Source organism: Hydrocoleum sp. CS-953, from assembly GCF_002260545.1.
Taxonomy (GTDB): Bacteria; Cyanobacteriota; Cyanobacteriia; order Cyanobacteriales; family Microcoleaceae; genus Trichodesmium.
Map to the genome: position 1 here is coordinate 1 of NZ_LGSU01001419.1, position 12668 is coordinate 12668.

Annotated in this window: 7 protein-coding genes and 1 pseudogene; 5 read left to right on the plus strand and 3 right to left on the minus strand. The window is 35.4% G+C overall.

Annotation, left to right across the window (positions count from 1 at the left end):
* Nucleotides 1–2402: response regulator (locus tag AFK68_RS46865; protein ID WP_371357611.1), on the minus strand; the 2402-nt coding region annotated here is incomplete at its 3' end.
* 258 nt (nt 2403–2660) lie between these two features.
* Nucleotides 2661–3380: pseudogene (locus tag AFK68_RS46870) on the minus strand (histidine kinase); the annotation flags it as partial.
* Between the two features lie 579 nt (nt 3381–3959).
* Here AFK68_RS46870 and AFK68_RS28935 point away from each other — a divergent pair.
* The 4 genes from AFK68_RS28935 to AFK68_RS35710 all read left to right on the plus strand — a co-directional run bounded on the left by AFK68_RS28935 (nt 3960) and on the right by AFK68_RS35710 (nt 8100).
* The gene (locus AFK68_RS28935; RefSeq protein ID WP_094677254.1) at nt 3960–4892 is read left to right on the plus strand and encodes an NAD-dependent epimerase/dehydratase family protein; all 933 of its coding nucleotides are present in this window, start codon (nt 3960–3962) and stop codon (nt 4890–4892) included.
* A gap of 281 nt (nt 4893–5173) precedes the next feature.
* The gene (locus AFK68_RS35700; protein WP_371357610.1) at nt 5174–5305 is read left to right on the plus strand and encodes a hypothetical protein; all 132 of its coding nucleotides are present in this window, start codon (nt 5174–5176) and stop codon (nt 5303–5305) included.
* Nucleotides 5306–5480: 175 nt separating this feature from the next.
* Entirely contained in the window at nt 5481–6086 is a 606-nt protein-coding gene (locus AFK68_RS28940; RefSeq protein ID WP_246844526.1) for a Uma2 family endonuclease, read from the plus strand.
* 415 nt (nt 6087–6501) lie between these two features.
* Entirely contained in the window at nt 6502–8100 is a 1599-nt protein-coding gene (locus AFK68_RS35710) for a calcium-binding protein (RefSeq protein WP_143438402.1), read from the plus strand.
* 333 nt (nt 8101–8433) lie between these two features.
* On the opposite strand, the gene AFK68_RS28950 is transcribed toward AFK68_RS35710, so the two are convergent.
* The gene (locus AFK68_RS28950) at nt 8434–9444 is read right to left on the minus strand and encodes an LD-carboxypeptidase (RefSeq protein ID WP_094677258.1); all 1011 of its coding nucleotides are present in this window, start codon (nt 9442–9444) and stop codon (nt 8434–8436) included.
* 452 nt (nt 9445–9896) lie between these two features.
* On the opposite strand from AFK68_RS28950, the gene AFK68_RS28955 reads away from it, so the two are divergent.
* The gene (locus AFK68_RS28955) at nt 9897–12581 is read left to right on the plus strand and encodes an AAA-like domain-containing protein (protein ID WP_094677260.1); all 2685 of its coding nucleotides are present in this window, start codon (nt 9897–9899) and stop codon (nt 12579–12581) included.
* Nucleotides 12582–12668 lie beyond the last annotated feature (87 nt).

The following is a 12668-nucleotide window of genomic DNA, read 5'->3' on the forward strand; positions in this document are numbered from 1 at the left end:
CCTTTAACTAGGACTCGATCTAAAAATCGAATTTGATATTGATCTGGATCTGCTAAATTAGTAAATACTGCTTCACTAATTATAATAGAAACTCCATAAAATTTTGTTAGTCCTTCTAAACGAGAAGTTAAGTTGACGTTATCAGAAAAAGCATCACCTTGCATTCTGGCTTTTTCTCCTACCATCCCTACCATCATTTGTCCAAAATGAATTCCAATTCCCACTTTTATTGCTTTATAACCTTGACTTTTTCTAATAAAATTATATTCTCCAACTTCTTTAATTTTAGCAATACCAGCCTTGACTGCATCATCTGCTCCATTGGGAAATACAGCCATCATTCCATCTCCTAAATATTTGACTATAAATCCATAATTATCTCTAACTTTTGGACTTACACGCCCTAAATATGAATTAACAAAATTAAAGTTTTCTTGGGGAGTCATTGTTTCTGAAAGAGCGGTAAAAGAGCGAATATCAGAAAACATTACTGCCATTTCTTTACTGACATGGTTGCCTAATTCAACATCAATTATGGAGTCTTTGCTGAGAAATTTGAGAAATTCATGGGGAACAAATCGACTATAGGAATTGTTAATTTGAGATAATCTAAGATGAGTTTTTAATCTTGCCATTAGTTCATTTTTAGAGATAGGTTTTGTCAGATAATCATTAGCACCAGCATTTAATCCTTCGACCAGATCGTAGACTTGATTTTTAGCAGTTAACATCAGAATTGGTAATTCACTGGGTAAGAAATTTTGACGTAATTTTTGGGTGACTTCATAACCAGTCATTTTGGGCATCATTACGTCTAATAAAATTACATCTGGCTGGCAACCTTGCTCAATTATTTTTAATGCTTCTATGCCATCCATTGCCTGAACTATGGAATAATTTTGTAGGGATAAAATATTCACAAGAACCTGTAAGTTTACTGGTTCATCATCAACAATCATAATTTTAAATTTTGGCGCTGTTTCTGATCTTTCTTTTCCATTATTTATTGATTCTCCTTCAGTAGAGAAGACAGTTTCTTTCTCCCTAGTTAATACTATCTGATTATTCTGAGTAATTCCAGGTATATGAGAGTTCTTACTAACAGCAACTTCTGTAGATATTGGCATAGTAAAAGTAAATTTAGAACCGATGCCTATTTGAGATTTTACCCAAATTTTTCCCCCATGCAATTCCACAAGTTTTTTAGTCACTGCTAAACCTAAACCTGTACCTCCATATTCACGAGCTGTGGAACCATCAGCTTGTTCAAATGATGCAAATATTCTGTCTAAATTATCTTCAGCAATGCCAATACCTGTATCAGAAATAGTAATTGCTAATTGTTGGTTTTCTCGAATGGGATGTTGATTATTTAATTGTGAGTTTTGTTGTTGATTAATAATCTCTGTAGATATTTCTACTCTCCCAGATTCCGTAAATTTTATTCCATTACCAATCAGGTTATATAAAATTTGATGTAAGCGGTTTTCATCAGCATAAACTGGAGGTAAGTCAGCCGTAATAGAGTTAACTAACTCTAAATTTTTAGTCCCGACTAAAGATTGACAAATAGTGACAACTACTTCTGTTATTTCTCTAATTCCTACAGGTTTTAACTGCAATTCTAAATTTTGATGTTTCAGTTTGGAAAAATCAAGAATATCATTGACTAAATCTGTAAGTCTATGACCACTTTGAGCAATCATTAATAAATTTTTTTGCTGAATTTCTGATAGTTTTCCCGTTGCTCCATCTAACATTGATTCAGCAATTCCAATCATACCATTTAGAGGAGTACGAAGTTCGTGAGAAGTATTTGCTAAAAATTCATCCTTGAGTTTATCTAAACGTTTAAGTTCAGAATTTTTTGTTTCTAGACTGTGAAATGATTCTTGTAATTGCACAGCCATAGTATTAAATGAATGGGCTAATTCTCCTAGTTCATCAGAGTGTTGAACTTCTACTTTTTGTTGCCAATTTCCTTTAGCAAAACTTTTAGCAGCTTTATTTAATCTTAGAATTGGTCTAATTACCCACCGAGAAGTTAAAATTCCACCAGTTATTGCTAATCCTAATGCACCTAAACATAATAAAATTGTATTGCGTCTTTGAATATAAATTTCCTCCATAAAATCGGCTTCTGGAACTACTACTACAATCAACCAATCAATACCAATACCATATTTTACAGGTTTAATTTCTAGGAAATTTCGTTGACTATTAAATTCAAAACTTAATTGTTTACTTTGATTTATATTAGTTAGACCTAAGAATCTTTTCTGTAAGTATTGAGCAGCAGCTTTAATTAATGGTTCACTACTTTCTGAAGATTTCAATCTTTGTAATTTTTTGCCATTAGCTTGAGTCGTAAATAGCACTTCTGAAGTAGAGGTAGCTACCATTAATCCAGAACGTTCGACGATGAATATTTCACCCGATTTACCAATTTTTAAATTCTGTAGAAAATTGCTGATCTTGTCTAAGCTTAAATCAACTGAAAGTACCCCCTGACGAATACTTTTTTGGTCATAGTAAGGTAGTACATGAGCAATTCCTAAATTACTTATTGAACCATCTCCATTAATCCAGGGGTATATTTTACTCCAGGTTGGTATACCTCTTTTTACAGCAGCTTGATACCAAGGTCTTGTTATTGGATNATTCTGTAGAAAATTGCTGATCTTGTCTAAGCTTAAATCAACTGAAAGTACCCCCTGACGAATACTTTTTTGGTCATAGTAAGGTAGTACATGAGCAATTCCTAAATTACTTATTGAACCATCTCCATTAATCCAGGGGTATATTTTACTCCAGGTTGGTATACCTCTTTTTACAGCAGCTTGATACCAAGGTCTTGTTATTGGATTATAATCATATTCTCCTGTTGGTAGTCTGGCTATATTACCTTGATTATCTAAGGGATATTTTTGTAGTTTTCTATTACTAAATTCATCACTAATTCCCAGCTCAAAATTATTTTCATCTAATCTCAATATCCAGATTACTTCTCCTTTCTCACTGCCAAAACCAATGCTACTTACTTGATTAAATAGTTGGGTTTGTTGAAATAGGTATGGTCGCCAACTAATTAAATTGTCGATGTCTAAGTTATTCAAAAGAAGAGCATCTCTATTAATTTGATTAATAATTGGAGGAGTTTTGAGATAATTTTTTAGATGTTGATCGACACGGGTAGTTACTTCACTGAGTAACTGACTAGCAACATTATTAACTGCTTTTTGTCCATTGCGTAATGAGAGCCATCCTGTTAAACCTACAGCAACCATAATTTGCAGGACTATAGGTAACACAAAAACTATCCTTAGAGAAGTTTTTCGATCTTTTACTTCTTTTGATTTATCTGAATATTCAGTTGGCATAATTCATTAATGGATAATGGATAATGGATAATTGATAATTGATAATTGATAATGGATAATTGATAATTACCTCTGCTTAAAACCGTAACGTAATTGAATATAAGGAAATATCCTAGCACTTTTTTTCTGTTGAAATAGAAGGCTTTATACCTTTATTGATAATGGGTAATGGATAATTCTTTTAAGGAAAACCAAGAAGATTGAATATAAGGAAATATCCTCAGCAGTTTTTCTCTTGAAATAGAAGGCTTTATACCTTGATTTTTCGGTAAATTTACCCTGATGTTACTATATAGCAATCAGGAATGAGATGTGAGAAAAACTGTAGGGGTTTGGTTTCCAAATTCCATTATGTTGACTAGGGTTTGGTGACCAAACCCCTACGATAAATCTTACAACCTATTTAGGATTGCTATAATTTTTCAAGAAAATGACTTATGCCTTATTTAAAAANAAACTCTACCATTAGAGTCAGAGTCTTTTAATGGCAACTTTTTCATTGATATTAGTCGGACTTTCAATCCTCAAAATCTTTCTATTCCCAAAATACCTACGAAAAATTTAGAACAAGAGGGAAAAATGCGAATATTGATTATGGGTGGCACCCGATTCATTGGGGTATATTTAACTAAAATTTTGGTGGAGCAAGGGCATGAAGTTGTGTTATTTAATCGTGGAAATAAACCTGCTCCAGTCTCAGGAATAACAGAAATTCATGGTGATAGAACCGATGCTAGCCAACTCAAAGAAAAATTAGCATCCGAAAAATTTGATGCTGTTTTTGACAATAATGGACGAAAATTAACTGATACAAAACCTCTGGCAGAAATCTTTAAAGGTCAAGTCAAACATTTCGTTTATATGAGTTCTGCTGGAGTTTATTTAAAGTCTGACCAAATGCCTCATATTGAGGGAGATGCTACAGATCCAAAAAGTCGTCATTTAGGAAAATATGAAACAGAAACAGAATTAGCAAATCAAGGTTTACCCTGGACTTCAATTCGCCCGACTTATATCTACGGACCACAAAATTATAATGATTTAGAAGCGTGGTTTTTTGACAGAATTGTACGCGATCGCCCGATTCCAATTCCTGGTAATGGACTTCATATTACTCAATTAGGTCATGTCAAAGATTTAGCAATGGCAATGGCAAATGTTTTAGGAAATGAAAAAGCAATTGGGCAAATTTATAATATTTCTGGAGAGCGTTTTGTCACTTTTGATGGTTTAGCTCGCGCCTGTGCTGAAGCTGCTGGAAAATCTCCTGATTCTATTAAATTAGTACATTATAATCCAAAAGATTTCGACTTTGGAAAAAAGAAAGCTTTTCCATTACGACTTCAACATTTTTTTGCCAGTGTAAATAAGGGAATGATGGAATTAAATTGGCAGCCAGAATATGATTTAATTTCCGGTTTGAAAGATTCATTGGAAAATGATTTTATTGCCTCCGGTCGTGACAAAGCAGAGGTAGATTTTTCAGTTGATGATAAAATTTTGAAAGTATAAGGTAAGCATTTTCTGCGGGATGCTGCGCAAACAGCTATTAGCAGTCACAAAGTAGGGACGTTGCATGCAACGTCCCTACGGAATTCTCATTTTTTTTAATACGGTTCATTGACCTGAAAACTGTTGTAATATAATGATTAAACTTCAACTATCCAATAAAATTCTAACTACTAAAGAATCAAGCATTCCCCAACGTTAAACTCACGGCTAACCAAATTCTACAACCTAAATAGGATTGCTATATCATAAAATCAGCCTATAAAACTTAATGGTGAACCAGTATGGTAAAAAAACTAACTACTGATACCAAACCAGAAATAATTTACTCAGACAGTGACGGTCAACCAATGGCAGATAATACGAAACAGTTTCGCTGGATAGTTACGATCAAAGAAAACCTGGAAATTGTATAGCGCTACGCGCTAGGGAATAGGGAATAGGGAATAGGGAATAGGGAATAGTAAACTGTCAAAGGGTTTTCCTAGGTCATGCTGCGCAAACAAGATTTAGAAATGTCAAGAGCCTTAANGGGAATAGTAAACTGTCAAAGGGTTTTCCTAGGTCATGCTGCGCAAACAAGATTTAGAAATGTCAAGAGCCTTAATGCGTAGCGCTATATTTGCTGAAGTTGCTGATGTATTTGTGGCTGGAGACTTCCTGTGGTATCCCGTCCAAGGCAATAATAAAATTCGTATTGCTCCCGATATTATGGTTGTTTTTGGCAGACCAAAAGGCGAACGCGGTTCTTATAAACAGTGGGAAGAAGAAAATATTGCCCCCCAGGTAGTATTTGAGATTTTGTCACCAGGAAACCGCCCTCAAGAGATGATGAAAAAACTGCTGTTTTATCAAAATTATGGAGTTGAAGAATACTATGTTTATGACCCCGATAATATAGATTTTACAGGTTCAATTAAAGTGGGGGAACGTTTAGAAACAATAGAAGAAGAAGAAATAAATGGTTGGGTTAGTCCCCGTTTAGGTATCCGCTTTCAACTGACAACAGAAACTTTGGAAATATACAGACCTGACGGGCGCAAGTTTATGACTCCTGTAGAATTAGACCAACTAAGGAAGCAGGAGCAACAACGCGCTGACCAGGAGAAATTGCGGGCTGACCAACAACAGCAACGTGCTGATCGACTAGCAGAGTTACTCCGGGAAAGAGGTATCGATCCTGATGAATTATTGTAGTGGACTGTTTCAGCTAAAATAGTGCAACAGTAGGGGCGGGTTTTAGTTGCAATTTTCATGGTCACACTAAGATTAAATAAACTCGCTCTAATCCACAAAAATTGATCGGGAGTCAGAATGAAGAAGGAATAAGGAGACAGAATGAGGAGAGAGTCTGCTAAAAGTTTTCAAGATTTGATAGTTTGGCAAACAGCGCATCTAAAGAATTTTCTGGCTTATCGTACAACTATCTTAACACTACTTGAGAAAAATTGAACAATTACTGTTGATTCCTATAAAAATTATTAAGCAAGAGATTACATACATCGAAAAGTAGCTATATTAGCTATACAGGCTTAGTCAAGCTAGCCTTTAAAATTAACTTTTGTAAACTATTAATTTATGGCTGTTCAATCAGGTTCAGGCGAACTTAACGTTGACGATATTATTTTTCCGGCTCCCCCCCCCCAGAAATCCCACGGGTTTCTCTCGTGCGGATGAATGGGATATCACTTTTGATGGAGTTCTAGTTAACGAACTTGCAACTATTGCTTTAACAAGTAACGATAACATTTTTGACTCTTTTTTACAAGTTATCAATGCTGATACAGGTGAAGTTATTGACTTTAATGATGACATAAATTTCCCAGACAACAAGAATTCACAACTCGACTTTTCTATAGATAGAAATATCAACTACAGAATTCGGGTTAGTAGCTTTCGTCCTATAAATTTAGATATTAATAACCCTTATGAGTTAGTTGTAAGAACTGACCAGGGAGATGACAATACAATTACTTTAACTGAGCGCAGCAGTGCATTTGCAAATCCACAAACTGGAACTTTGCTCAATGTAGAAGGTCAATTAAATGCTGATGATTTTATCTTTCCAGTAGGTATGGGGTTTACTCCAGCCGATGAATTTGAAATTAGTGCAACAGCAGTGGGTCCAACTATTAATGTGGCCTTAACCAATATTGAGGCAGACGAAAACAATACTTCGGGTTTTAGCCCACAGGTAGAAGTTGTTAATGCTGACAACGGCAGTATTGTTGCACCAGCAGGTACTTCTACTAGCTTTACATTACCAGGAGGTAATCCCAACCTAAGAGTTCGCGTTACTAACACCACTCCTACTTCAATTGACTCATTGGGTAATTATACCCTCCAAGCGAATATAGTGGGTGGAGGTGAAGTTACGCTAACTCCCCGCGTGATTGACGATAGTATGATTACTCCTGATGGTGGTGGAACCGATCCAGGAAATCTTATCGTTTCTATTAACAGCCCTCAAGCCGACGACACCCTTCCAGGAAACCCTGTTGCTGGCGTAGAAGAAAACGCTGTCAATGAATTCGACGATGGTAGCGTCTACTTATTTAGCAATGATGACGATGTAGAAACTGTCCCCGAAGGCCAGACTGATATTCTAGCTCTTTCTGGGAATGACCGAATTACAGGCCGAGATAGTGCAGAACAAATTATTGGCAACAGAGGAGCCGATAGTCTTTTCGGTGAAGAAGGAGCAGATATTCTATGGGGTGGTAGAGGTTCTGATAGTCTAGATGGAGGAGATGGTAGCGACAGCCTCTCAGGCAATAATAACAACGACACCTTCGTTGGTGGAAGTGGCAATGATGTTATCTTCGGAGGCAGAGAAAATGATGTTTTATTAGGTGGAGTTGGCAATGATACATTATCAGGGGACAGAGGGCAAGACATATTAACTGGTGGAGATGGAGCTGATGTGTTTGTAGTGTCTGGTACTTCTGTTTCTCCAACTAATGAACAAGATGCGGATGTCATAGTAGACTTTGAGCCAGGTGTTGATAAAATCATGCTTCCAGCCAACGTTGCAGCATCTAACCTCAACTTAACTTCTGTGGAACTAGAATTAGATAACCAAGCAACAGCATCATCAACACTAATTGAATTGAATGGTTCATTTTTGGGTATTGTTCAAAACATACAACCTGACGCACTTAATCTTAATGCTGACTTTATTCCAGATAGTCTGAGCGATCTTATTTTTTAAGCACGCCAAACCCAGACAAAAGGGAGAAATACAACAACGGATAAATTGCGAAAACTATATTCTGAATAGCTTAAAAATAGGAAAAAGGAATGCCTAGTATGGGAGCATCTTGCTCCCACTCCTATGTCTGATAACTACACCGCTTGCAATGGAAGTGTTATAAGAAACCGGGTTGATGGGAGCATAGATGTCAGTATAGTAGAGCATTTCAGATAAACCCGGTTTCTGTGGTTTTTTAAACCGATAATACCGGAGTTGATATTATAACACAAATAATTACAATGAACTACCATTACAATATACCTTTATATCCTCTCTTCTTGCTCCTAACTCCTACAAAACAACAGCACTTTCTAACATTTTAATTGTACCGCGACTTGCATCAATTTCCACCTCTACTCCTAATGGTACTGTAAACTTATCCCGAATATGACCGATCGCCGTACCATACCAAGCGGGAATACCGAGAGGTCGAATATGATCTAACAAAACCTGCCATAAAGTTAACGTGGGAAAATTATCCTCTTCATCCAGACATCGAGTACATCTGGCAAACACAAAACCATTCAACTGTTGCAAAATGCCAGCTAAACTCAAATGAGTCAACATTCGATCTACCCGATAAACATCCTCTCTGATATCCTCGACAAACAAAATTTTCCCTCGCCAGTCTGGCAAAAAATTCGACCCCACCATCGCCGTTAACACGGACAAATTCCCCCCCACCAGTCGCCCCCGCGCTTTTCCACTTGTAATAGTTTCCACAATATTCGGGGGCGGTTGCAAGGTCATCGCTTTTCCTTCAAACAATATACTTTTGAGATAACCAACAGAAAATTTATTCCAGGTAGATGTACCAAAGGGTCCGTGAAATGTCACCAAACCACTGCGAGCATATATTGCCAATAACAGAGCAGTAATATCACTATAACCGATGATAATTTTGGGATTTTTCCGAATTAAGTCATAGTCTAATAATGGCAAGATGCGACTACTACCCCAACCACCTGTGGTTGTCACCAATGCTTTTACCTCGTCATCGGCAAACATGGCATTAATATCTGCAGCGCGATCTATATCTTTACCTGCTAAATATCCATATCGATCTAGAGCGTGGGTGGCAACTTTTACTTTTAATTTTTGTTGCCCTAAAACTAAATTGACGTATTTGAGTTCATGTTTAAAAATCATGCTAGCAGGACTAACTACTGCTACAGTATCGCCAACTTTAAGGCGGGATGGTTTGAGGATGGGTTGGGGCGATAAACGCTTATTGGCAGCAGTAAGTTGGGTTGCCAATAAACTTAGACCTAATAATTTTAAAAAGTGACGGCGATCGCTCATCATTAAAGTAGGAATAAAAAAGCATAAATTTATTGATTATATTCTATAGGAAAAGGTGACAATAAAACGACTATTTTTACTAATCATAATTGGCAAAAGTTGCTGAAAAATTTCAAATATGTTGGTTTAAGGAGGGGGGATTTATGAATTATTCCTACTTCTATTATTTGTAATATTCTTTGATAAATTAGCTCTAATACAATTGTCAAAAAAAAATTAAAATTTTTCCATTCTGGGGCAGTAGGTAGGGATGTTACATTCAACGTCCCTACTCCCTCTTTTCTAATGATAAGATAGTAAATATAGCAATCGTAAATAGGTTGTAAGATTTGACCGTAGGGGTTTGGTTTCCAAATCCCTTTTTTCCCTGGGCTTGGAGACCAAAACTCTACAGTTTTTTCTCATATCTCATTCCTGATTGCTATAATTAATTAATTTATTTAGATATTGAAATGTCTGAAAATAATTCTCTGATTAATCAAACTCTAAGACAACATTACAAAATTATCGAACAATTAGGTTGCGGGGGTGGCTTTGGAGAAACTTATATTGCTGAAGATATAGATATACCAGAAAATCCTAAACCTCGGTGTGTTGTTAAACGACTCAAACCAACAATTAAGCATCAACAAGTCCAGAGATTATTTCAACAAGAAGGTGAAATTCTTAACCGACTTGGAAAATCTGATAAAATTCCTACTTTATATGCTTATTTTGAACATAATCAAGAATTTTATTTAGTTCAAGAACTAATCATAGGTCACGATTTAAACGAAGAAATAAATCAGCCTTGGAGTGAAACAAAAGTCAAAAAATTCTTATCAGACATTTTAGAAGTTTTGGCATTTGTACATCAAAATGGGGTGATTCATCGGGATATTAAACCAGGGAATATTATGAGGCGAGATAAAGATGAAAATTTAATGTTAATTGACTTTGGTGCAGTTAAAGAAGTGAGTAATATAGTTGTTAATTCTCTAGGACAACCTAGTAGTACAATTGCTGTGGGTACTCCTGGTTATATGCCTGTGGAACAAGCTCAAGGTAGACCACAATTTGCTAGTGATATTTATGCAGTTGGTATTACTGCAATTCAAGCTTTGACAGGAGTTACACCAAGGAATTTTATCCAAGATGAATTGGGGGAAATAGACCTGCAAAAATTAGCTCCTAATATAAGTGAAAATCTGGCTAATTTGTTAACAAAAATGGTTAGGGTTAATTGGAAACAGCGTTACTCTGATGCAGCAGTAGCTTTGCAGGTTTTGCGGGGAAATATTGATCCTATTTCTGAGATGTTTAATTGGATTTTATTAAAAGCAATTATTGGTTTGGTTAGTCAGGATATAAGTTGTGATTTTAATATTTTTCAAAGTAGTCTTGAATCTTTTATTGAGCGCCTCCGCCAAAATAATACTTCTGTGAATTATGAACTATATAAAGTTACGAGTAAATCTTTACTAAAAGCACAGGAAAAAATTGTTATTGAATATAGAAATCAGGTAGGAGGTTCTTTTCCCACACTTATTCAATATTCACCATTTCACTCTCAGGAACAACGGGAAACTTTAGGTTGGATTAATCAAAAATTATCTAAGTTAAGAAGTCAGCTAAAAAATCTAAATCAAGCAGAATCTCTGACAAGTTTTACAGAAGATATTAGTTGTTTATTAATTCCCTTGCCTCCAGCAGATAAAATTCCTGATTTATGCCAAAGATTTATCCAAGTATTACTTCAAGGAAATGAACCAGATGAGTATTTAGAAAAACTTCAAGATAATGTGAATGGGTTATTAAACTTAGTGGCGATTAATTTTATTCAAGAAATGCAGCAAAATCAGTTAGTCAAAGAAATCTTTGAGTCTGATTTTTTAGGGATAATTAATCAACAACTACCATCAACTAAATTCACCTTAGAAGACTTAGAGAATTCTCTGCAAAAAGTTAGACTAGAATTAACTGACTTCAGTACACAGCAAGAACAATGTCAAACAATTATAATATCACCACCTATTAATTGCGATATTACACAACCAGGCAATTCACAAATAAATAATCAAGATATTGATTTATCCTCTAATAATTTGACTTTTAAACAAGACCAAAACTCAAGTAAACAAGAGTTACTATTAGATACTCCTTCTGGTCAAGTAGCACTTAATTCTCCTTTTTATATAGAGCGTTTACCCATAGAATCAGAGTGTTATGAAACTATTCTAAATCCAGGAGCATTAATTCGAGTAAAGGCACCCCGACAGATGGGAAAAACTTCTTTAATGAGTCGAATTTTGAATTATGCTGAACACCAAGGATATCGGAAAGCTTGTTTAAATTTTCAGTCAGCAGATGAAGAATTTCTGACTAATCTCGATTTATTTTTACAGTGGTTTTGTGCCAGTATTACTAATGAACTTAGTCTCGAAGAAAAATTGTCTGAATATTGGCAAGGAGTATTAGGGAGTAAAAACAAATGTACAAATTATTTTCAAAGATATCTACTCTCAGAAATTTCTACTCCTGTAGCTTTAGGGTTAGATGAAGTAGACCAAGTTTTTCAACATCCAGAAATTGCAACTTCCTTTTTTGCCTTGCTCAGAACTTGGCATGAACGTGGCAAAAATGAGGCAGTATGGCAAAATTTAAGGTTAGTCATTGTACATTCTAAAGAAGTCTATATTCCCCTAAATATTAATCAGTCACCTTTTAATGTTGGTTTACCTATAGAATTACGAGAACTTAACTCGGCAGAAGTAGAAAATTTGGTAAAATTACATCATTTAGAATTGTCTTCAGAACAGATAAAAGAATTAATGGTAATGGTAGGAGGACATCCTTATTTAGTCCGTCAAGCTCTCTATCATATTGCCCGGAAAAAAATCACTTTAGAAAAACTATTACAGGTCGCTCCCACAGAAGAAGGCCCCTATTGCGACCACCTGCGTCGCCACTTAAATAATCTTGAAGAAAATCCAGAATTATTAACAGCAATTAAACAAATTATTGCTGTAGATTATCCTGTACCTATAGGCACAAAAGAAGGTTTTAAATTACGCAGTATGGGATTAGTAAAATTTCAAGGCAATTCAGTCATGCCTCTATGTGAATTGTATCGGAGATATTTTAGCGATCGCCTGTAAACCTAAACTTGAAAATCTTAAATTTGCATTTTATCCTGTTTGAAGTCTATAAATAATGTATTGACCAAGTAATTATTTACTATAAAT

What these genes read in the sequence shown, in the direction of transcription:
- AFK68_RS28950 (WP_094677258.1), bottom strand. Translation starts at nt 9,444, where the DNA reads ATGAGCGATCGCCGTCACTTTTTAAAATTATTAGGTCTAAGTTTATTG.
- AFK68_RS35700 (WP_371357610.1), top strand. Translation starts at nt 5,174, where the DNA reads ATGGTAAAAAAACTAACTACTGATACCAAACCAGAAATAATTTACTCA.
- AFK68_RS28935 (WP_094677254.1), top strand. Translation starts at nt 3,960, where the DNA reads ATGCGAATATTGATTATGGGTGGCACCCGATTCATTGGGGTATATTTA.
- AFK68_RS28940 (WP_246844526.1), top strand. Translation starts at nt 5,481, where the DNA reads ATGTCAAGAGCCTTAATGCGTAGCGCTATATTTGCTGAAGTTGCTGAT.
- AFK68_RS28955 (WP_094677260.1), top strand. Translation starts at nt 9,897, where the DNA reads ATGTCTGAAAATAATTCTCTGATTAATCAAACTCTAAGACAACATTAC.